Source organism: Sulfurimonas sp., from assembly GCF_023229025.1.
GTDB lineage: Bacteria > Campylobacterota > Campylobacteria > Campylobacterales > Sulfurimonadaceae > Sulfurimonas.
On record NZ_JALOAA010000020.1, the window covers coordinates 12,080 to 35,817 of the forward strand.

16 protein-coding genes, 1 pseudogene and 1 CRISPR repeat array are annotated in these 23,738 nt (G+C 36.8%); of the genes and pseudogenes, 12 read left to right on the top strand and 5 right to left on the bottom strand.

The features are described from left to right. Positions 1–2 precede the first annotated feature (2 nt). The gene (locus M0Q20_RS06460) at positions 3–1,622 is read right to left on the bottom strand and encodes a cation:proton antiporter (protein ID WP_295059513.1); all 1,620 of its coding nucleotides are present in this window, start codon (positions 1,620–1,622) and stop codon (positions 3–5) included. A gap of 168 nt (positions 1,623–1,790) precedes the next feature. On the opposite strand from M0Q20_RS06460, the gene M0Q20_RS06465 reads away from it, so the two are divergent. The 5 genes from M0Q20_RS06465 to M0Q20_RS06485 all read left to right on the top strand — a co-directional run bounded on the left by M0Q20_RS06465 (position 1,791) and on the right by M0Q20_RS06485 (position 9,930). Then, complete coding sequence (locus tag M0Q20_RS06465; protein WP_295059516.1) at positions 1,791–3,419, top strand: CTP synthase; 1,629 nt, start codon at positions 1,791–1,793, stop codon at positions 3,417–3,419. Positions 3,420–3,432: 13 nt separating this feature from the next. Beyond that, entirely contained in the window at positions 3,433–5,031 is a 1,599-nt protein-coding gene (gene recJ, locus M0Q20_RS06470) for a single-stranded-DNA-specific exonuclease RecJ (protein ID WP_295059519.1), read from the top strand. A 134-nt stretch (positions 5,032–5,165) separates the two neighbouring features. Next, positions 5,166–6,644, top strand: coding sequence for an FAD/NAD(P)-binding oxidoreductase (locus M0Q20_RS06475; protein ID WP_295059521.1), 1,479 nt, complete (start codon positions 5,166–5,168; stop codon positions 6,642–6,644). Positions 6,645–6,734: 90 nt separating this feature from the next. Next, entirely contained in the window at positions 6,735–7,709 is a 975-nt protein-coding gene (locus M0Q20_RS06480) for an MBL fold metallo-hydrolase (protein WP_295059524.1), read from the top strand. An 88-nt stretch (positions 7,710–7,797) separates the two neighbouring features. After that, positions 7,798–9,930, top strand: a complete 2,133-nt coding sequence (locus M0Q20_RS06485) for a WD40 repeat domain-containing protein (RefSeq protein ID WP_295059527.1) — start codon at positions 7,798–7,800, stop codon at positions 9,928–9,930. Here M0Q20_RS06485 and fliI read toward each other — a convergent pair. After that, positions 9,911–11,224, bottom strand: coding sequence for a flagellar protein export ATPase FliI (gene fliI / locus M0Q20_RS06490; RefSeq protein WP_295059529.1), 1,314 nt, complete (start codon positions 11,222–11,224; stop codon positions 9,911–9,913). The two genes, M0Q20_RS06485 and fliI, sit on opposite strands and share 20 nt — an antisense overlap. Positions 11,225–11,250: 26 nt before the next feature. Continuing rightward, entirely contained in the window at positions 11,251–11,835 is a 585-nt protein-coding gene (gene folE, locus M0Q20_RS06495) for a GTP cyclohydrolase I FolE (protein WP_295059532.1), read from the bottom strand. Between the two features lie 129 nt (positions 11,836–11,964). Between folE and cas9 the strand changes: the two genes are divergently transcribed. The 4 genes from cas9 (at position 11,965) to M0Q20_RS06515 (ending at position 19,227) form a co-directional block, all read left to right on the top strand. Further along, a complete protein-coding gene (cas9, locus tag M0Q20_RS06500) occupies positions 11,965–15,318 on the top strand; it encodes a type II CRISPR RNA-guided endonuclease Cas9 (protein WP_295059535.1) in 3,354 nt (1,117 codons plus the stop codon). Beyond that, a complete protein-coding gene (gene cas1 / locus M0Q20_RS06505) occupies positions 15,318–16,241 on the top strand; it encodes a type II CRISPR-associated endonuclease Cas1 (protein ID WP_295059538.1) in 924 nt (307 codons plus the stop codon). The genes cas9 and cas1 overlap by 1 nt, the downstream gene beginning before the upstream one ends. After that, a complete protein-coding gene (gene cas2 / locus M0Q20_RS06510; RefSeq protein WP_021287771.1) occupies positions 16,228–16,560 on the top strand; it encodes a CRISPR-associated endonuclease Cas2 in 333 nt (110 codons plus the stop codon). Before cas1 ends, cas2 begins: the two co-directional genes overlap by 14 nt. A 171-nt stretch (positions 16,561–16,731) precedes the next feature. Then, positions 16,732–17,626: direct repeats of the CRISPR family, unit length 36 nt; unit sequence ATTTTAGCACAAAGGGGTTTGCAGGGGTCTTAAAAC. Positions 17,627–17,721: 95 nt separating this feature from the next. Beyond that, positions 17,722–19,227: a multicopper oxidase family protein gene (locus M0Q20_RS06515; RefSeq protein ID WP_295059540.1), complete on the top strand. Its 1,506-nt coding sequence runs from the start codon at positions 17,722–17,724 to the stop codon at positions 19,225–19,227. Positions 19,228–19,315: 88 nt separating this feature from the next. Here the strand turns inward: M0Q20_RS06515 and M0Q20_RS06520 are convergent, their stop codons facing one another. After that, positions 19,316–21,247, bottom strand: coding sequence for a ribonuclease J (locus M0Q20_RS06520; RefSeq protein WP_295059543.1), 1,932 nt, complete (start codon positions 21,245–21,247; stop codon positions 19,316–19,318). Next, positions 21,219–22,022 carry a 16S rRNA (adenine(1518)-N(6)/adenine(1519)-N(6))-dimethyltransferase RsmA gene (rsmA, locus tag M0Q20_RS06525; RefSeq protein ID WP_295059546.1) on the bottom strand — a complete coding sequence of 268 codons (804 nt, stop codon included), beginning with the start codon at positions 22,020–22,022 and terminating at the stop codon, positions 21,219–21,221. Before rsmA ends, M0Q20_RS06520 begins: the two co-directional genes overlap by 29 nt. Positions 22,023–22,290: 268 nt before the next feature. Here rsmA and hisF point away from each other — a divergent pair, with 268 nt between their 5' ends. The 3 genes and pseudogenes from hisF to M0Q20_RS11040 all read left to right on the top strand — a co-directional run. Next, a complete protein-coding gene (gene hisF, locus M0Q20_RS06530; RefSeq protein ID WP_295059550.1) occupies positions 22,291–23,049 on the top strand; it encodes an imidazole glycerol phosphate synthase subunit HisF in 759 nt (252 codons plus the stop codon). Next, positions 23,049–23,594 (top strand): purine-nucleoside phosphorylase, encoded by a 546-nt coding sequence (locus M0Q20_RS06535; protein WP_295059552.1) that lies wholly within the window; start codon positions 23,049–23,051, stop codon positions 23,592–23,594. The genes hisF and M0Q20_RS06535 overlap by 1 nt, the downstream gene beginning before the upstream one ends. Further along, positions 23,591–23,738: pseudogene (locus M0Q20_RS11040) on the top strand (23S rRNA (adenine(2503)-C(2))-methyltransferase RlmN); the annotation flags it as partial. The gene M0Q20_RS06535 and the pseudogene M0Q20_RS11040, both read left to right, overlap by 4 nt.

Below are 23,738 nucleotides of genomic sequence, written 5' to 3' on the forward strand. Positions count from 1 at the left end.
TATTAGTACCTCATCTTGCATGTAAGCATTCTCTCTACAAGCAGACGCCCTATCTCAACTTTACTATCAACTATAGATGTTATTTCCAAATCCTGCAGATTCTCTTTATCTTCAAGCGTTGATACTTTTACAATTAGGTTGATATCTTTTGTATATTTTAACACTGCTTCGCAGATTGCTCTTTTTTTCTCGACATTATCCAGTGTTACAATTATTGCTGCAGAGCTATCAGCATTGAGTGCTTCTAAGAGTGAGTGCTTCGACATATCTCCAAGATAGGCCTCTTTCCCCGCAGAGAGTGCCTCGTTTACATGTTTTGGATTGTTGTCGATTATAACATAAGAAGCACCAAGAGCGTCAAGGTTTTTAGCAACGAATTTACCTATAATACTATAACCGCAAACAATTACATGATTTTTTCTAGAGACAAAGGTGGAGGTATCAAGCCCCAGATATTGATGACGGCTTACATGGCTTACAAACATATTTATTTTTGAGATAAAAAACGGAGTTACTATCATTGAAAATATAACAATCAGAACAAAAAGAGATTCAAGCTCTTTCTCTAGCAAGCCTCCCATGCTCGCAACGGCAAAAATAACAAAAGAGAACTCTCCTACTTGAGAGATAGCAAGTGCGGTTTTAAGAGAGAGGACATGTGAAGATGTTAAGCGAACAACAAAGTAGGTAATAGCAGTTTTTAAAATCAAAACAAGCAAGAAGATACCGATAATAAATCCGATATTGTCAATGAAGAACAAAATATCTACCTTCATCCCCACTACAATAAAAAATGTTCCAAGAAGAATATCTTTAAAAGGAGCAATATCCGCTTCTACTTTATGGTGATACTTTGTCTCCGCTATAATCATCCCCGCAACAAACGCTCCAAGTGAGTATGTAAAGCCCATATAAGAAGCCAGAAGTGCCGCACTTACGACTATAAAAAGAACTGAACCCATAAAGAGCTCGTCAACTTCACTTGAAGCTGAAAAGTGTAAAAGCCAAGTCATTATTCTCTTGCCGACAATAAACATAAACCCTATAACAAAAACGGCACTTATAAATGTATCTCTAAGTATAAGAATTACCGAGTGATCGCTCTTGCTGGTTAAAAATCCCAAAAGTATAAGTATCGGTATCACGGCGATATCTTGAAATATCAATATACCGGTTGCGCGTTGACCGTAAGGGTTGTGTATCTCTTTTGAACTCTTTAGGTAGCTAAGAACTACTGCGGTAGAGGATAGTGCAAAAGCAAGAGAGAGAATAAGCGCCGAGATTGACTCTAAAGAGAATATATAGTGGCTTATGAGATAAACCGTTAAAGCCGTAAAACCGACCTGCATGAATCCATTTAAAAATATCTCCTTTCTCATGCTGTTCATCTTTGTCAAAGATATCTCAAGACCTATGGTAAACATTAAAAAAACTATACCAAACTCGCCTATATGCTCAAGCGTTGTCGAATCATCCATATATCTCAAATCAAGTGCATAAACCATTATAGTACCCGTAAGAATATAGCCTATTATTTGAGATATACCAAAGCGTTTTAAAAATAGATTTAGTACAGTTGAGACACCTAAAGCCATGACGATATATAAGAGTGCTGAATCCATAAAAATCTTTCAATTTAGTCTATTAAGAGGGTTAGAGAGTACCCTTTTGAAGTTATGTAATTATAACAAAAAAAACTTTGAGCTAAATATTTTTTTAAAATCATATACTTAAATTTAAGAGATTCTATACTATAATCGCGGCTATGTTTAACATTTTGGAGCTATTTTATGACTAAATATATTTTTGTTACCGGCGGAGTTTTAAGTTCTCTTGGAAAAGGAATAACGGCGGCTAGCATTGGTACGCTACTAAAACATGCAGGCAAAAAAGTCGGTATGTTAAAAATAGATCCATATATAAATGTTGACCCTGGAACTATGAGTCCGCTTGAGCATGGCGAGGTTTTTGTTACAAAAGATGGAGCTGAGACAGATCTTGATATAGGAAACTATGAGAGATTTTTAGATACTTCCTACCTCAAATCAAGCAACTTTACTACCGGTCAGGTCTACTCTGCTGTTATCGAACGTGAACGAGCGGGTGGCTATCTTGGGCAGACTATTCAGGTTATCCCACATATTGTAGGCGAAATTGTAAAGCGTATAAAAGAGGCGGGTGAAGGTCATGAGATTCTCATAGTTGAACTTGGCGGAACAGTCGGAGATATCGAAGGTCTTCCTTTTATGGAAGCAATTCGTCAGATGAAACATGATGAGGAAGTTGAGGGTACGTTTTTTATACATGTTACTCTTATCCCATATATCAAAGCTGCCGGTGAATTAAAAAGTAAGCCTACTCAGCACTCGGTACAAGAGCTCCGCCGTATCGGTATAACTCCGCAGATGATAATTGCAAGAAGCGAAAACGCCCTGCCAAAAACATTCAAAAAGAAGTTGGCTATGAGCTGCGATGTCTCTGCCGATAGCGTTATAGAAGCACTTGATGCAGCTTCAATCTATGATGTTCCAATCTCATTTTTAAGACAAAATATCTTAAAACCTATCTCTAAAGAGTTAGAGCTCGGCGAACTTAATCCAGATATGGAGGAGTGGGACTCTCTTGTAAAAAAAATAGTTCAACCTAAAAATCGCATAGTTTTAGGATTTGTTGGAAAGTATCTTGAGCTAAAAGAGTCTTACAAATCTCTCACAGAGTCGCTTATACATGCGGGTGCGCACCTAGATACGCGCGTAGATATCCACTGGGTTGATAGTGAGGAGATTGAAAGCAGAGGCACTGAGGCTCTTTTGGGGGATTGTGACTCTATTTTAGTTGCAGGCGGATTTGGAAATCGTGGTATCGAGGGTAAAATTAAAGCTATCGAGTATGCACGTGTAAACGAAATTCCATATCTTGGCATCTGCCTTGGTATGCAGTTAACTCTTGTTGAGTATGCAAGAAATGTGCTTGGATTTGAGAACGCAAACTCCATAGAGTTTGATGAGAATACTCCATACCCTATGATTTATCTCATAGATAACTTTATGGATCAAAGCGGAAACACACAACTTAGAACGCATAAATCTCCAATGGGCGGAACTATGAGACTTGGAGAGTATCCGTGTGATACAAAAGAGGGCTCTATCCTTCGCAAAGCTTACTACGGAGCAAAAACGATTAATGAGAGACACCGCCACAGATATGAAGCAAACCCGACCTATCGCAAAGAGCTTGAGGATGCCGGCATGATTATCACAGGCGAATCTAACGGGCTGATAGAAGCTGTAGAGATAAAAGATCATCCATGGTTTTTAGGTGTTCAGTTTCATCCTGAGTTTACCTCAAGACTTCAGACTCCAAACCCTTCAATTCTTGCATTTGTTGAAGCAACTTTAAATATTTCACAACAGAAGTAATATACACTTAAATATGCATATTTTTGACGATATTCCTATTTTGAGCAAATCGGCTCTTTTTGGGATTCTCTCTAAAAGATTTGACAATCAGGAGAAGAGACTCTCTGAGATTCCAAACCCAGAGCTTCTACATGACGGCAAAAAGGCCGCTAAAAAAATAGCTGATGCCATAAGAGAGAGAAAAAAGATAGTTCTTGTCGGAGACTATGATGTTGATGGGGTAAGCTCAACTGCCATTATGGTTGATTTTTTCAGACAGATTCCATACCCGCTAGAGAGCATAATACCTAATCGTTTTGTTGACGGTTACGGTATAAGTCCAAACGTATTAAATAGGGTAGATGCCGACATTGTCATTACGGTGGATAACGGTATTACAGCGATAGAGGCTGCCCGGCTTTGCAAGGCCAGAGGCATTGAACTTATAATAACAGACCACCACACTCCCTCAGCTATACTTCCCGAAGCCTACGCGATAGTAAACCCAAAACTCTCAAAATGCACCTACCCGTTTGAAGAGATTTGCGGAGCGCAAGTCGCTTGGCTGCTTCTTGGGCTTATTAAAAGAGAACTAAACCTCTCTATTGATATGAAGGGGTTTTTAGATATTTTGTCTATTGCCATAATTGCCGACATAATGCCGCTTACCGACATAAACAGAGCTCTCGTAAAAGAGGGGCTAAAAGTTTTAATGAGTTCTCAAAGACCCTCTTCTATTATAATAAGAGATTTTTTAAACAAAAGTGCCATAACATCAGAAGATATAGCTTTTGCCATAGCGCCGCGAATAAACTCTGCAGGAAGACTCGAAGATGCCGATATTGCACTAAAATTTCTAACAGCCACATCTATTAGTGAAGCTTACTCGCAGTTTGAAAAGCTAAATGCACTTAACGAACAGAGGCGCGAGACTGAGGCTCAAACAACAAACGAAGCATTAAAGCTAGCTAAAGATGATAACGTCATCGTTGTTGCCAAAGATGGGTGGCATGAAGGTGTTGTTGGAATTGTCGCTTCAAGACTAGTAGAACATTTTCAAAAACCGGCAATTGTTCTAAGCATAAACGATGGAGTTGCAAAAGGGAGCGCTAGAAGCATAGGAAATGTAGACATATATGAGCTTATAAAACAAAACAGTGATTTTTTAAGCAAATTTGGTGGACATAAGATGGCTGCGGGTCTTGGTCTGCAAGAGAGCAAGATAGACTCTTTTAAAAATGCCCTCAATAGAAGTGCTTCAAAACTCAACCCTTCAGACTTCTTGCCCTTAGATGGTATCATAGGCATACTTCCAAGCCAAGAGATAGACTTTGAACTACTTGAACTGCTTGAGAGTTTTGAGCCATACGGTGAAGCAAACTCCCGCCCTCTTTTTTTAATAAAAGATGCTCAAATAGTAGATATAAAATATTTTGGCAAAGAGAAGTCTCACACAAAAATAACAATTAAACAGTCTGCACATGATAGAAAAAGTATAGAACTAATACAGTTTAAAAAAGCTCTCCTTATGCCTAGTGAAAAAAAGTTAACATGTAGTTACAGGGTTGTAAAAAATGAGTTCAACTCTGTAGTATCAACTCAGCTTATTATAAATAAAATATATAATTATTAAATAAAAACTGCTCTTGGCTTATGAGCATATATGCGCATTAAATAGCACTAAAGTGTTAAAATATAGTATATTTTAAAACTCCCTTAAGGCGCAAAGATGTAAAATTGATAACTTTATCACAAAAAAGGAAAATCATGAGAAAGAATGAGATCTTAGAAGAGATTTTAAATGAAGTTGATAAGCATCCGGAGATTATGTCTCGTCGTGAGGCTTTAAAATACTTAACAGTATCACCATTAGCGGCATCTGTTTTAGCAAGTGCTACTATTGGTACTGCAACAGCATCAGCATCTTCGGATGTTAAAGGTAAGATAGTAATTTTAGGTGGTGGTCTAGCCGGCATGAGTACGGCAGCACGTCTTAACAATACTATTTCAAATGCTGATATTACCGTAATTGAGCCTGATCCTTTATCTGTCTCTTATCAGCCTGGTCAAACATTGGTTGCTAGTGGTGTCTGGGAGATAGATGATATTATCTACAAAAGAGATGATTTCGTTCCAAGCGGTGTTAAGCTAATTAAAGGGAGTGTAACTTCTGTAGATCCTGATAACAATAAAGTTGTTGTTGATGGAGCCCAAGAGGTTACTTACGATCAACTAATTATAGCAGCCGGTGCTAACCTTAACTATGGTGCTATTAAAGGTTTAGAAGGTGAGATTACATCATCTGGAAAAGATAATGCGGCTACAAAAAAAGTAGTTACCCAAAATGGAGTACACTCTCTTTACTTCCAAGATGGTGCTGTTGCAACATGGGCAGGTATTCAAGAGCTTATAAACAAAGCAAAAGCGCATAAAGGACCTGAAAAACTTCAAGCACTCTTCTCTAACCCAAGAGGGCCTTTTAAGTGTGGTGGTGCTCCGCTTAAAATTATGTATCTAACACATGCGCGTCTTGTAGAAGCAGGTGTACGTGATAAAGTTGAGCTTACTTTCAACACTAATAATGGTGCACTATTTGGTATTCCTGATTATAATGTTCCTATTGTTAAGCAGTTTGAAGAGAGAGGTTTTATAGCAAACTACAAGCATAACCTAGTTGAGATAGATCCTGTTGCTAAAACAGCTACATTCAACAAGTGGTGGATGGAGAAGAAAGAGTTTGAAGATGAGATGGGCGATCCAATTTTCAAAGAAGTTGAGGTTAGCGAGCCTGTTACATTTAAGTATGACTTTTTGCATGTTGCTCCTCCGCAAAAAACACCTGATGTTGTCGGTAAATCAAAAGTTGGTTCTGCCGGTAGTTGGATTACAGTTAACAAAGAGACTCTTCAATCATCTTTCTTCCCTAATGTATGGGCTGTAGGTGACTGTGCGGGTGTACCGATGGGTAAAACCGGCGGCTCGGCTCGTAAGCAGTACAAAGTTGTTGTAGATAACGTAATATCTGTAATGGAAGGCAAAGAGCCGACTGCTAAATATGACGGATATACGGTTTGTCCACTTATTACAGGACTTGGTACCGTTATGCTCGCTGAGTTTGACTGGAGCAAAAAGCCGACTCCTTCATTTCCTCTTGATCCGACAAAAGAGAGATGGATTATGTGGCTGTTAAAAGTTTATCTACTTAAACCAATGACAATCCACGGTATGCTCTCAGGTAGAGCGTAGCCAAAACTACCTAATCCTCCCTAGGGAGGATTAGCTCTTCAAAAAGTATAATATTCCTTGCAAAAAAATCAAAACAACATAGGAGACAAGATGAAAAAAGCTACTCTTTTAGCTTCAGTTGCTATACTCTTCTCAATATCGCTAAATGCTTTTACTTTAGGAAGTTTAGGTGATTTTAAATTTGAGAAAATGCACCAAAATGTTTATGTTATGCATGGTCCGGAAACTGAGCCTAGCAAAGAAAACGAAGGATTTATGAATAATCCTGCAATAATAGAGAGTGAAAATGGGCTTATTATAATCGATCCGGGCGGAAACTATAATGTAGGTAAAAAAATTCTTGCCGAGATAGAAAAAATAAGTAAAAAGCCTATTATTGCCGTATTTAATACTCACAAACATGGCGATCACTGGTTTGCAAACAAAAACATCAAAGAGAAGTATCCTGAAGTTCCAATTTATGCACTAACATATATGATTGAGCAAGTCAAAGACAATTCTGCCGAAACTTGGTATGGTATTTTAGATAGATTATCAGGAAACTTAGAGGGAACAAAACCGTTTACTTTTCCAAACCAAGGTGTTGAGAATAAGCAGACGGTTGTTGTTGACGGTCAAACATTTATCATGCGTCACTATACAAAAGGACACTCAGATACTGATATATTAATCGAGCATACAAACTCTAATACTCTTTTTATCGGTGACAACCTTATTACAAACCGTTTTGGAGCATTTGATGAATCTTCAAGCATTATTGAAAATATAAAAGTTCTTGAAAAAATAAAAAATCAAGAAGACGGATTTAAAAAATATACTCTCTATGTACCGGGTCATGGACCGTCAAGCGGTAAAATAAGCGAAACTATCGATCCTTTTTTAAAGTACTTAAAAATTGTACTAGAGGGTGCTCAAAAAGCTTATGATGAAGGCATAGCTAGCTATGAGATTAAGCCGGAAGTTCATGAGAAGCTAAAAGAGTATCACTCATGGGATGCTTACGAGGGTCAAATGGGCAAACACCTAATCAAAGCTTACTCAGAAGTTGAGATGCTAGACTTCTAAAATAGTAGAGTCGTCAAAGAACGGCTCTATTGTTACTTTTTTCCTAAAATTTCAGTTCAAATACTACATCTTTTACTTATAATAATTTATGCCTAAAATATATAGATGCCAAAGAGCAAAATCAGATATTACAACAATGAAAGCCTTAAATGATTCTCTGGTTGCTTATAGCACAAAGTTTCATGGGATAAAAATATTTGACTTTGGTGAGTGCGAGGTAAAAAAAAGCATCGCTAACATGTATCTCAACTCAACGGTAACTGCCTCTGCCTTTAGCCCAAACTCTGAACTATTTTGCTTTGTAAATAATAGGGTTATCTATATAGTAGAGTTGCTATCTAAGGAGATAGTTAATACTATTGAGGTGCATGGCGAAGATATAGATATTGTGAGCTTTGATTTATCTTCAAACTATATAATAGCCGGAACTAAAAATGCAAGGGTGCTACAGTATAAAATAAATCAATCCTCCCTGCTCTCTAGACTCTGCTCTTTCCCGCATGACAGAACTATTATGTCAAAGCAGAGTGAAAACTATGTTAGCTCCTTTGCATTTTATAAAAATAATTTTGCTTGTAGCGGCTATGGAGGAGCAATATATATAATTGACCTCTACACTCAAGTAAACAAAAATATTATTACCTACAATAGAACCAGAATTAATGCTATATGTTTTTTAAATGAAGAGACACTGATATGTGGTAAAGACAACGGCAAGGTAGATATTGTTTCTCTCTTAGATGAGAACAACTACAAAAGCATAGATACCCCAATAAGATCCATACAGAATATAATCGTAATGCCAAACCCTGACTATGTAATGGTTAGCGGCGACTCAAACACCATTTCAATAATTGACATAAAAAAGCATAAAATTGCACATAGCAAATATATTTCGCTTAGTAAAAAAATATTATCCGTAGATATAATCAACAGCGACTCGCTAGTCGTTGCCCTGCAAGATAATGAAATCGTACATGTAGAACTTCCCGGCATTACAAAATTAAAATCTTTAATTGCCAACAAGCTAATAAAGGAAGCTTTTGCACTCATAGCCAAAGAGCCGATGCTCCAAGGCTCAAATGAGCATAAAATGCTCGAAGATAGGTTTGAAAAAGATTATGAAGATGCCCTTGTATCATTAGTTAATCAAAACAGATTACATGCTGTGCAAATTCTAGATATTTACAAAGATATAAAATCAAAAGAGAGCAAAATAAAAGAGCTATTTGACGCATTTGAAAACTATCTACGATTTCAGACACTTTTTTTAGAAAAAAAGTATGCACTCGCTTATGCCATGAGCTCTAAATATGAGCCGCTAAAGCGTACCGTACAGTACAAAAAAATGGAGCAACTCTTTAGGCTCGCTTTCTCAAACGCGCAAAGACACATACTCCAAGAGAATATCTCCGGAGCAAGAGCGCTACTAGCAGAGTACAATACCGTAGTCTCAAAAAAACCGCTTATTAAGCTCTTGGTCGCTCAAAATAAAGAGTTTGTAAAGTTGTTAAAAGCTATACAAAAGAGAGACTTTAGAACTATTAACAGCCTCATAGAGAAGAATGAACTCTTTAAACAGATACCAACCTACATAGCTCTAAATAGGCAACTAGAAGAGACTCTTCTTGAGATAGAGGAGGATATCAAAGCTGCTCAGACAAGTAAAGCTAAAGAGGCGCTGCTAGCTCTTGATGACATTCCACATATAGCAAAAAGGGTAGAGCAGCTACATCTAAAATGCAAACATGCCCTCTTGCTTCAAAATGCTTATGAAAACAGTGATTTTAAAAACTGTTATGAGCTTTTAGATATCTACAAATATCTAAGAAACACAGAGCTTGGGATACTTCTTGAGAAACATTGGCATAAACTTATGCAAAAGTGTGAAGAGTACGCACTTGAGGGAAATATAAAAGGCATTAAAAAGGAGCTTGGTCAGCTTCTTAGCTTATCAAGCAGAAACAATAAAATAGGAGATTTGCTAAGAGTAAGTTTTCATACAAGAGTAGCTATCTTGATGGAGAAAAACAGTTTTAAAGGTGCAGAAGCAATAATCTATACATATATAGATATCTTTGGCTTAGATAGTGAAATCAACCATATTATGAAAAAATTTGAGAGAGTCTCTTCATTAAAACTAGCAATTACGCAGACTCAAAAGAGCAGACCCTCAAGAGATAGCTGGAGACATAGTGAGATTATAATGAAGGGTCTGTAAGCTTCAATAGCTCCTCTATAGTATCATTAAATTCAGTCGTCTGCATCGCATTTTGGATTAGAAACTTCTCCATATCACTCTTTTTGCTTATTGCTTCATCCAACTCAGGATCCGTACCTTTTGTATATGCACCTATGCGAATTAACATCTCATTCTCTTTTAAAATAGTATAAAGCCTTCTAAACTTCAAAACAGCCACTAGATGCTCTTGTAAAATAATATCATTCATTACTCTTGAAGCAGAGTTAAGTATATTTACAGGTGGATATATACCAAAGTCTGTAAGTTCGCGTGAGAGCACTATATGCCCATCAAGGATGGAACGTGACTGATCTGCAATAGGATCACCCATATCATCCCCCTCAATGAGAACCGTAAAAAATGCCGTAATAGAGCCTTTGCCCTCCTCTTTTCCCGCACGCTCCATAAGCTGAGGCAAAAGCGTCAAAGATGAAGGCGGATAACCCTTTGAGGTCGGTGGCTCGCCAAGTGCTAAACCTATCTCTCTTTGAGCCATGGCAAACCTTGTAACCGAATCCATAATAAAAAGAACATCAAGCCCTTGGTCTTTAAAAAATTCAGCAACGCTCATAGCCGCAAATGCACCATACTTTCTCATAAGCGGAGAGTCATCTGAGGTTGCTACTACAATTACAGTATTTTCAAGATTTCCACCTAGATTCTTCTCAATAAACTCAGGAACCTCCCTGCCCCTCTCGCCTATGAGTGCGACAACTTTTATGGGCGCATTAGAGCCTCTTACTATCATTCCCATCAATGTTGACTTTCCAACTCCACTCCCCGCAAAAATACCAAGCTTTTGCCCTTTTCCGCATGTTAGGAGCCCATCTATACTCTTTACCCCTACGCTAAAGACCTCATCTATCATTCCACGCTTCATGGCAGCTATCGGGGGTTTTATAATCGGCATTAGCTTAGAGCCGTTTACTACTCCTTTGCCGTCAATGGGTCTCATAAACGGATCTACTACGCGCCCAAGCAGAGATTCTCCTACAGGGATATTTAGACCTGTCTGATCTAAAAAAACTCTATCGCCGGAACAAAATCCCTCTACAAAACTAAATGGCGTAATAAAAAACGTAGCGCCATCTATCTCTGTTACCATGCCTATAGTCTCTTGGTTTGTCTCGTTTGAGATAATTTTTACTATATCGCTTATGCTTACTTTTAGCCCACGCGCTGTAATTACCGTTGCATTTATCTTAACAACTTCGCCAAAAGCAACCGAGTATTTTTTATTTGATATTTTATCTTTTAGTGAAGAGAAGGGCATCAAAATCTCCTTGCTTTTTAATAGACCTAATAACGAGAGCCGTTTGGGGAGTTTATCAAAGAGAAAAATTCACTTCTTGTCTTTTCATCCTTTTTAAACAGACCACGCAGAGCCGATGATGTCGTTGTAGAGTTTATCTTCTCAACTCCTCTCATCTCCATACACATATGTCGTGCTTGAACAACGACTGCCACACCTTTTGGTGCTATTGTATCCATAATAGCATCTGCTATCTGCTCTGTAAGCTGCTCTTGAATCTGCATACGACGTGCAAAAACATTAACAACTCTTGGAATTTTTGACAAACCCACTACCTTACCATCCGGTATGTATGCCACATGAACACGCCCAATAATAGGCAGAAGATGATGCTCACATGTAGAGTAAAACTCTATATCTTTTAGAAGAACCATCTCATCATTTGAGCTTGTAAAAAGAGCTGACTTTAAAATCTCTCTTGGATCCTCTTTATAGCCGCCAAATATAAACTCATATGCTTTTTTAACTCTTTGCGGAGTCTTTAAAAGCCCCTCTCTACTCGGGTCTTCCCCGACATGAAACATCATAGTCTTTACTGCATCTTCAAATTTTGTATCTTGCTTATCGGACAATTTTACTGCCTTTGTAAGGTTTTTATAACGATAGAGTATCAAGAAGTAGCTGAGAAAACGATGTGATGATTTTTTTAAATATTTTTAAATTTGGCTAAAATACATTATTAACGAAAAAGGTTGTAAAAAATGAAAATTTTATCTTTAGACTTAGGTGTTACTTCTTGTGGGTATTCTGTAATGCAAGAGCTTGAAAAAAACAGTTATTCTCTTTTAGACTATGGTGTAGTAATGCGTGACAACCCTCATGATGGTGGTACTCAACAAGAGAGGCGAGAGAAAAAACAGTCTAGAAGTCTACTTGATAAGAAAAAAAAGAGAATTAAAAGTATAAAGCAGCTCTTTACTTCTCACAATCTTATCTATAAAGAAAAAAACAGATACGATATTTGGAAATTAAGAGCAATAGATGCGTTCGAGAGAAAACTTGATAATGATGAGCTATTTGCAATATTTAGATTCATGGCAAAACATAGAGGATATAAGTCACTAAAAATAGAAGATTTAATAGCCGAGCTTGAAGCAAAAGAAAAAATTGGTGATTGCCAGAGCGATGAGATTCAAGTGCCAAAAGATTTAGAGAAATTTTCAGAAACACTAGCATATCTAGATGCACTAAAGTGTAAACACAAAGATAAAACTGCCGCGCAAATTATCTGGGAATTGGAGTCTAAAAAAGAGAGTCCAACTTTTAGAAATCATGGTAATTATCGCTACATGATACGCAGAGAAGATATAAAAAAAGAGATAGAGAAAATCTTAGAAGCTCAACAAAAGTTTGATTTTTTTGAAAGTGATGAGTTGGCTACTAAGTTTGCTAATGAAGTGATAAATATCATCATTCCACAAGAGGCTGTTACGCTAAATCCAGAAAATATCAATAAATGTCTAATCTACAAAGATGAGATATCTGCACCTCTTTTTTCATACTCATTTGATATGTTTCAACTCTATAAGTTACTTGGAGATTTGAAGATTGACGGTGCAAGTGCAACTTTAGAGCAAAAAGAGCAGTTGCGTGAAGCACTTTTAGAAGATATAAATAGTTTAAAGTGTAAAAGCTCTTATAGTGTAAAAGATTTTAAAAAGATACTAGGAATTGATAATGAATATGTAAAAATCAATAATTTTCAAGAGTATAAAATGCTTAAAGGAAAAAAAGAAGCGAACACTCTTGTTAAGTTTAACTTTCTTCCCTCTTTTAAAAAACTAAACAATGACATCTTAAATACTATTTTGAGAGAAAAATCAGTTGTGGAAATTTTTGATGCAATTGCAACAGAGATACATCTAAATGTAAACCCTGAAAAACTTTTAACAAACATCGAAATACTTTTTAAAAAATACAACCTTGAGTTTTCTAAAGATGAAACAAGAGACTTTACACTTGCTCTGCATAAAAACAAAGTTAGTGGAACATCTAACTACTCTATAAAAGCCTTAAAAGATTTAACTGTATTGATACAAGAAGGTAAAAATGAGAGTAATGCGAAAGAGATTTTAGGAGTTAGTAAAAGTGAGAATTACTCCCATTTTCTAAAAGGTATTAGATACCTAAAACCTCAAAGCAAAGATGGAAAACTGCAGTATGAAATAGATGAAAATCGTATCTCTAACCATGTTGTAAAATCTCTAGTTTCATGGGCACTTAGGGTTATAATCGACTTGCATGACAAATATGGATCTTTTGATATTATCAAGCTAGAATCGACAAGAGAGCTCTCGCAACCTGATGATGTAAAAAGAGATATCAAAGCAGCAAACGATAGAAATGAAAAGGAGTGGCAAGAGTTAATCGAAAAATATAAAAAACATTTTGAAGCAAAGGAATTAAACCCTCAAAACAACAAAGAGTACCTTCTAAAGCTAAAACTTTGGGAGCAACAAAGGGAGCTAGGAATCTATTCACACAAACCACTTAGTATTGATGAAGTCTTGAGTGATAAAACAGAGATTGAGCACATTGTTCCTCGTGCATGTGGCGGAAGCAATGCAGAGTATAACAAAGCTCTTGATTTAAAAGATGAAAATGCTAAAAAAGGCAACAAGTTACCACTTGATTATTTAAGTGGAGACAAAAGAGAGATTTACATCAACTTTGTAGAAGAGCTGAAAAAAGGCTACAAGATAAATATGAAGAAAAAAATAAATCTCTTAGCCGAGAGCTTAGATAAAACCTTTAAAGAGGTAAAAGATGATGTATCGCTCCATGCAACAAGCTATACTGAAAAACTTTTGGGTGAGATTTTAAAACGCTACTACCCTTTTACAGACAGGCTCAAAGAAAATCAAAGAGCGATGTCTATCTCTGGGCGTGCTACAAGTTACCTAAGACGCATACTAAGTGTCGACAACAAGTCCCGTGATACAAACTTTCATCATGCCGAAGATGCAATTCTTCTGGGACTAATGAGTAAATCTTACTTGCAAAATATATCTACAAATTTTGAGAAAAATTACGAACTTACCGAACAAAATGCAAAAGAGAACTTTAAAAAGATTGTTCCACTCATAGAAGGAACCTCCCCAAATCATATAATTGCTCACATAAGAGAGAGTTACATGCAAAACATGGAAGAAAACCCGTTTTATAAAGTACTTGACGGCACGCTTAAAACTCCTGCATTTTGGGTCTCTAAAAAGCCGATAGGAACAAAAGCACATAATGAGACAATCCAGTCTAAAAAAAATCTGGCTTACTATGTACCTGTTGCTTCTCTGCTGGATAAAGTCAAGCCGAATCACAAAATGAGTACTGACGAGTTTTATCAAAAATTCAACAAAGAGATTTATGAAAAAATCCAAGTTGCCCAAGACAATCCAAAAGATTTCACAGCAAAAGTATTTGCACAAAAAAGAGATACCATCGTAAACATCTTAAACCAATCAGCTTTTGCAAGTACAAAAGATGAGAAAGCCGAGCTTGATAAAAAGCTACGAGATGTCATGAGTGAGCCTCTATATGATGTAAACGGTAATGAGATAAGAAGAGTGAAGAGAGTTGGAGAAAAAGTTTCAATACCTATTAGAAATGGGGTCGCAGGAAATGCTCCTTCGATGCTAGCTATGAGATGCCAAGCTGAATCTGAAAATCGTCTCTTTACTCAAAGGATAGATTTTAAAGACAAAATTTTACTGGAGAAAAATGATGGCAGATTTATTGATATCTATAATAACGATTTAGTAGATATTTATACATTTGAAAAAAAAGAAGTTCTTTTAAAATTAACTGGGCTTTTAAGAACTTTTGTCATTAATGCAAAAGAGGACAAAATGTTAAAAGTAAAAAATCCAAAATTTCCAATCCGAGAAGATGCTCAACCAAAACAATATAACAATTATGTTGCTGTTAAAAAAATGTGTGGAATCAAAAAATACAAAACAGATGCTACTGGAAAAGTTTTGGGATTTTACTATTTAGGAAGAGTTTTAGATGATGAAAAAGAGCTTTTTGCTAAAATATTGAGCTACAAGGCTTTATGATGAGCTGGCGTTCTATCTTCATAACAAAACCTTGCAAGATACACATAGAACACGACAACCTTATCGTAAGCAACGATGATGGAGATAACTTAGTTACTCTTGATAGTATCGCCTCTATTGTTATAGAGACGACAAGAGCAACTATCACTACCTATGCTATCTCCAAGCTTGCCGAAGCAGATGTTGCCGTTTTATATGTAGATAAAAAGTACAATTTAAACGCTATTACCCTCCCCTTTCACACACACTCTACTTTTTCAAAAATTGTACACTCACAGATAGATATATCAAAGCCACTTAAAAAAAAGCTTTGGCAAGAAGTAGTTAAAGCAAAAGTCAATAATCAAGCAGCAGTTTTAAACTATTTTAACAGAGAAAAATCTTCTAAAATTCTCTTCGGGTATGCAAAGAGTATCAGGTCAAATGATGAAGAAAATGTAGAAGCAAAAGCAGCAAGAATCTACTGGAGCGAACTTTTTGAAAACTTCGCAAGAGTTCAAAAAGGAGCTGATGATGTACGAAACGCTTCACTTAACTACTGCTATGCCATTGTAAGAAGTGCGATTGCCAGATCACTTACAAACGCAGGACTTATGCCATCTTTTGGGATTCATCATCAAAACTATTTCAACGCTTTTAATCTTGCAGACGACATGATAGAGCCATATAGAGCTTTTGTGGATCTACATGTAAAACTGACTCTTCTAAAATATGATGATGAGGTCCTAACTAGTCAAATGAAACAAGAATTCGTCAATATTTTAAACTTAGAGTACGCAACTATAAACGGAGGTCTTAGTAATCTAAGAACAGCAATAGATACAACAATCCAATCACTACAAAAGTGTGTACTTCAAAAAGAGATAGCCTGTTTAATGCTCCCAAGCATTAACTTTGAAAAGTATGAAGATGAGTGCTTATAGATTTATGTGGCTAATGGTAATGTTTGATATGCCGACCGATACGAAAAAAGCAAGAAAAAAGTATCGTTATTTACGCGGTGAACTTTTAAAAGAAGGGTACATGATGATGCAGTTTTCCATATACATTCGCTCTTTTCACTCTTACGAGTCAACTCTAAATGGAAAAAAAAGACTCAAAGATTTTATAGCTTCAAATATTGCAAAAGGAAGTATAAGGATGATAATGTTTACAGATAAGCAGTTTGGAAATATGGATATAATCGTAGGTACAAAAGAAGAAAATGAAAAGAATGCACCAAAACAACTATTGCTATTTTGATGATTCCAAAATCTCCTACGACAATAAAGCCGAAGGATTATTTTAAGTCCCGCTACACAAACCCCTTTGTGCTAAAACAACAGATATTGTACTCAAAAACAAGACAAAAAGTCAAATTTTATCACTCGCTATCTTCTCTTTTGCCCCACTACAAAGGGCTATGCAAGACCCTATTTTAGCACAAAGGGGTTTGCAGGGGTCTTAAAACATAACACTTTATCTAATTCTACAAATACATATTTTAGCACAAAGGGGTTTGCAGGGGTCTTAAAACACAGTTTGAACCATTTGAAGATATGGCAATATTTTAGCACAAAGGGGTTTGCAGGGGTCTTAAAACAAAGTTAGGTTTGAGGATGTCGCTGTATATATTTTAGCACAAAGGGGTTTGCAGGGGTCTTAAAACACTGGTAAGTACAGGACATTTACAAATTGGATTTTAGCACAAAGGGGTTTGCAGGGGTCTTAAAACTGAGCCTGCGAACAAGTGCAAAAACAGAGCATTTTAGCACAAAGGGGTTTGCAGGGGTCTTAAAACAAAGTTGCTATCACTAAAGTCGCTACCTCTATTTTAGCACAAAGGGGTTTGCAGGGGTCTTAAAACAAACGTACCTCTAGAGCTTCGTCTAAAACCATTTTAGCACAAAGGGGTTTGCAGGGGTCTTAAAACTGCAACTGCATTACAATACTTGTCTTGATTATTTTAGCACAAAGGGGTTTGCAGGGGTCTTAAAACTGATACACCTTTCATACAAACTTCAAATTCATTTTAGCACAAAGGGGTTTGCAGGGGTCTTAAAACCATCTGCTTATTATTATCGAGAGTATCTTTATTTTAGCACAAAGGGGTTTGCAGGGGTCTTAAAACATCTTTTTGGAAAAGGCTCTTGGAAAAACAATTTTAGCACAAAGGGGTTTGCAGGGGTCTTAAAACTTTTAAAAGTTGATATATGCGTACAGAATAATTTTAGCACAAAGGGGTTTGCAGGGGTCTTAAAACTCTTCGATGCCAAGAGCCTCATCAACCGCCATTTTAGCACAAAGGGGTTTGCAGGGGTCTTAAAACACTAAATTTACGACACAACTAACTTTTCATCTTAAGTGTTTTTTCACATCATTATTGTCATACTATTTGAAGCAGCTTTTTATTAGGAGGCGAAGATGAATAGGAGAAATTTTTTATACTCTTTCTCTTTTTCGGCAGCAGCGGCTATTTTAGGCGGTTGTGAAAAAGGGTCTGAGAAAAATAGTAGGCTTGATAACAAAATTGATGAAGCTAAAAAAGCACTTCAGGAATCTCCAAAAAATATTGCGGAAGATAAGCTTAAATCTTTTACTTCGGAGCTAAAAATTCCCAAAGAGATTGATTTTGAGCATATTGCAAAAGCAAAATTTACCGCCCAAAAAAGTCTTGCCGCTCTATATAAAGAGAAAAAAACAGACCTCTTAACATTTCAAGGCGACCTGCCAAATCCTACAATTCGGATTAAAAAGGGGGATGATTTTGAGCTCGATTTTACCAACGGCCTTGAAAAACCGACTATCGTTCACTGGCACGGTCTGTTAGTACCTGAGACAATGGACGGACATCCAAAGGACTCTATTGCTACAAATATGACAAAAGAGTACAAATACCGAGTCAATCAAAGTGCGGGAACATTCTGGTACCATACTCATCCGCACGGCAGAACCGGAGAGGAGATATACTACGGACTTGCCGGTCTTTACATCGTAGAAGATGAAAACGAGAAGAGATTAAATCTTCCATCTGGTGAATTTGAACTGCCTCTAATCATACAAGATAGAAGGTTTGACAAAGAGGGTAATCTTATCTATAAAGAGACTAAGCAGGACAATGTCGGAGTTTTAGGCGATGTTGTCATGGTAAACTCGACTCCACACCCCTATAAAAATGTTAAAAACACAAAATATCGCCTTAGAATTCTAAACGGCTCAAGTGCTAGAGTATACAAACTTGCCTTTGAGGGCATAGAGGAGTTCACGTTAATCGGAACTGACGGTGGACTTCTTGAAGAGCCTATAGTCGTAAAAGATATTTTAATCGCAGTAGCAGAGCGCATAGATATCATCGTTGATTTTAAAGATAAAAAAGTAGGTGATAGCGTAATGCTAAAAACTCTGGGGTTTAAAGAGGGCAGCATTATTGGAACAAATACCGCTTATCCGGGCTTTGATGCGAAAATGGATATTATGAAGTTTCAAATCACGGAACTCTCAAACAGCACATCCGCTTTGCCTGCAAAACTCAATACTATCCGCAAAATGAAAGAGTCTGATGCTACAAACAGTAGAACTATTACGATGGAGGTAATAAAAGGCGGTATCTGGACTTTAAACAGAAAACCTTATGATATACATAGAGTCGATGAGAGGGTTAAGCTTGACTCAACCGAGATTTGGATACTTAAAAACAGTGTACATATGGCACACCCTTTTCACATGCATGGGGTTCAATTTCAAGTACTTGATAGAACAAGCAAGATAGATTTTCCGACCGACAAGGGGTGGAAAGATACCGTTCTTGTCATGCCAACGGAGACTGTTCGCATTATAGTAAAGTTTACAATACCGGGCTTATTTGTTCATCACTGCCATATACTAGAGCATGAAGATCACTCCATGATGGCAAATTTTTTAGTAGAATAAAAATTTAACAATTTTGCTAAGTGTGGATAGTTGTACCGAAGGAGCGTAACGATATGCGGAACATCTTCCGCATATCAAAAATATTAATCTACATCACAAAAATATGTGGAACGATAAGTGGGTATTTTTTCATTTTTCTGTAGATATGTTTTCTAACGACCTGACGAAGACCATTTTCTAATGCTCTTGGGTTCTCAACAAGTCCCTCTTTTATGTTTGCAAGGAAATGCTCTAAAACATCTTCTATCTCTTTGGCAAAAAACTTATCTTGTTTATCTGCAACAAGACCAAATGAGGTTACAATCGGCTTAGATAACATCGTAGAGTGCTGTCCGTCAATCTGAGCGATAATCATAACTATACCGTCTAAAGCTAGCTTCTGACGATCGATTATGATGTCATCATCTATCTTGTGGTTGTTTTGGTTATCTATATATGTTTTACCGGTTCTTACGGTTTTGACTTTTCTCATGTACTTAGGAGCTATCTCGACCGTATCACCATCATTCATGATGTAGATGTTGCGCTCAGGTACACCACACATAACGGCTGTCTCTTTATGCTTCATAACATGGTTATACTCACCATGGATAGGTAAAAAGAACTTAGGATTTACAAGACGAAGCATCAACTTTTGCTCCTCAATAGAAGCGTGACCCGATACATGCAGCTCTCTATCCTGAGCTATCTTTGCTCCGGCACGTTGTAGATGGTTTAACATTCCCGATATTGAACCCTCATTTCCCGGAATTGGACGAGAAGATAGAACAATCAAGTCAGTCGGCTTGATTTTTATATGTCTATGCTCCCCTATTGACATTCTAAAGAGTGCTGAACTTGGCTCGCCTTGAGAACCGGTTGTTACTATAAGAACTTCTTTGTCATTTAGGTGTGCTACTTGTTCCGGCTCTACAAAAATATTTTTTGGTAACCTTATGTAGTCATACTGCATAGCTACTTCAATGTTTCTCTCCATTGAACGACCTATAACACAAACTTTACGTCCATATTTTACACCGTACTGTATTGCCTGATAAACACGGTGAATATTTGAACTAAAAGTAGATAAAATTACTCTTCCTTCAGCCTTTGCAAATACTCTATCAAGCGCAGGCGCTACATTAAGCTCAGATGGCGTTGGTTGCGTGTTGTACGAGTTTGTAGAATCACTTAAAAGACATAGTACACCTTTGTCTCCATAATGCGCAAGTCTATGCAGGTCTGCCGTATATCCATCTACCGGCGTGTGATCTATCTTGAAGTCACCTGTATGTATGACGGTTCCGGCTTTTGTTGTTACCGCTAGTGAAGATGAGTCTATAATAGAGTGCGTCATATGCATCCACTCTATCTCAAAATCTTCGCCTATCTTATACACTTTTCTCTTCTCAATAGGATTAAAATATTGCTTAAAATCTTTTATATGATGCTCATCAAACTTATTGCCTATCATCGCAAGAGGAAGCGGCGAACCATATATAGGAAACTGCATCTCTTTATATAGATAGGGCATAGCACCGATATGATCCTCATGAGCGTGCGTAATAATTACGGCTTTTATTTTATTTCTTATTTCACGAATATATGTAAAGTCCGGTACTAAAATATCAACACCATGCATATCTTCGTCTGGAAAACTCATCCCTACATCTATCAGTATAGCTTCATTGTCTGTCTCAAAGACGGTTATATTTCCACCGATTTCGCCAAGGCCTCCAAGCGGAGTTATGCGGATTTTCTCTTTTGAGTTTAAGTCTAGTTTATAGTGGGGATTTAGTCTTTGCTTATGAGCCTCTTGATTTATCTCGACAAACTCTTTTAAACTCTCATTTACAGGCGTACTTTGACGTCTGCGACCTCTTGATGAGCTCTTGCTTTTATTGCCGTTTGCAGGATTACTGCCGGCTTGTTTATTGGTATTTTGGCTATTTGGCCTACTACTGTGTCTTTTATTGTTGTTATACTGTTTACGATTTTCTTGAGAAATGCTTTTAACGCTTTCCTGATTCTCTTGTTCCATCCAAACTCCTTGTTAGTTTATAGAGTTGGTGATAGTCATCTGTGCAGACTTGATGAGGACGAATTGTTTGTGTAAGATTAAGCTCTAAAAAAGCCTCTTGAAGTATAGTTTTTTCATAAGCAGCAGATAGATTCTTCATAAGAGTTTTACGAGGCTGCGTAAATGCAACTCTTAGCAAGCTCTCAAAATCTTTGTCAAATCTATCACTATGCTTTTGTATCAAAAAAACTGCAGAGTCTATTTTTGGCTGTGGTTCAAATGCAGTTGGCGGAACTTTCACAATTAAATGTGCCTCTCCCGCGCTTTGAGCTATAACACTCAAAGCTCCAAATACCTTGTCACCTTCATTAGCACAAAATTTCTCTGCTACTTCAAGCTGTACCATTACAAGTATATTTTTGCATTTTGGATCTGCGAGGGCTTTTAGAATTATGTTAGTCGCTATATAGTATGGCAAATTCGCCACCAAATCATACGACTCATCTATAAGTTCACTCTTCCAAGCAGTGAGCACATCCCCGCAATGTATGCGGAGTTGCTTGGTTGCGATCTCTTTTTCAAACTTTTTTTGTAACAGTTTACACAAATCGGTATCGACCTCAAAAGCATCTACGCTTTTGACATCTACTAAAAATTTAGTTAAATCACCTAAGCCAGGACCAATTTCAACAATTTTATTGTCGTTGTTGGGCATCGCTTCGACGATTTTTCGTAAAACTGTCTCGTCTTTTAAGAAATTTTGTCCAAATTTCTTCTTAGCTATAATATCTTTCATTAGCCGACATCATATAGTAATTTTACTTACAGTTACTTAATGTCAATGAAAAAAAATATTTTTTGTGTTATATAGCAAACAATTTGACAAAACTTAGGGGGTTGCCTTATACAGATTTATACACTTAAATAATATTTATTATAAGATTTAGTCTGTATAAAGATGTTTCATGTGAAACATCAGAGGCATCAAAACTAATTATAAGGCATTATGTGTATAATTTCACTATATTATATAAGGGGATTAAAAACCCACAAGGTAGATAATTTTGAACTATTTTGCAAAAAGAATTATTCCATGTCTTGATGTTAAAGATGGACGTGTTGTCAAAGGTGTAAACTTTGTAGGACTTAAAGATGCAGGTGACCCTGTTGAAGTTGCAAAGAGATATAACAAAGAGGGCGCTGATGAAATTGTATTTCTAGATATAACAGCCTCTAGTGATAACCGCGATACTATTGTAGATATTGTTGCAGAAGTAGCAAGAGAGATTTTTATACCCCTTACAGTAGGCGGTGGAATTAGAAAGCTTGATGATATATACAAGCTTTTAAATGTTGGATGTGACAAAGTCAGCGTAAATTCGGCTGCTATTAAAAGACCTGAGCTTATAGATGAGGCTGCAAAAAGATTTGGTTCTCAGTGCGTTGTTACTGCGATAGACGTTAAGAAAACAGGTGACAGATATAATGTTTATCTCAATGGAGGTCGTGTTGATACCGGCATAGATGCTCTTGAGTGGGCAAAAGAGGTAGTTAATCGCGGAAGCGGCGAAATACTTCTAACCTCAATGGATGCAGACGGGACAAAAGCTGGATTTGAGCTTACTATTACAGAGCTAATAAGCCGTGCCGTAAATGTTCCGGTAATTGCAAGTGGAGGAGCCGGAACGATGGAGCATATAAAAGAGGCTTTTCTTTATGGTGCTGATGCGGCGCTTGCAGCAAGTATATTTCACTATAAAGAGATAGACATAATGGAATTAAAACAGTATCTTCATGACAACAATATACCGGTAAGACTCTAATGATTATATGTGCAGGAAACAGTGAAACCTTTGATTTCGCCACTCCTATGGGAGTAGGGCTGATAGAGTCTGCAATAAACTTGACAAGACTTTGCCTTTTTGACAAACCGGAGTTTTTACTTTTTGTAGGAAGTGCGGGGAGTTACGGCGAGCATAAAATATTTGACATCATTGAGTCTAAAACAGCTTCAAATATAGAGCTTGGATTTTTAAGCAATGACGCTTATACTCCTTTAGATAATGTAATATCTACTAACACAGATAAAACAAAACACGATGTTATAGTTAACTCATCAAACTATATTTCCACAAGCCAAGAGCTAACAAAAAAGTTTCTAAAACTAGGAGTAGGCATAGAAAATATGGAGTTTTTTGCTGTTTTAAAGGTAGCGCAAGAGTTTGATATTCCAGCAGGTGGGGTCTTTTGTATAACTAACTATACTAACAAAAATGCTCATGATGATTTTTTAAAAAATCACGAAGAGGCAAAAGAGATTTTAGCCCGACATGTTAAAAAAAGAGTCAAGGAGCTTACAAAAAGATGAGACCTTCTCTGCTTGATTTTAGACTAAAAGAGTTACAAGAGATTGTTAAACCACAATTTAGGGCTAAGCAGATTTTTGGATGGCTCTATCATAACTATGCTGATAGCTATGAGGATATGAAAAATATCCCAAAAGCACTCAAGG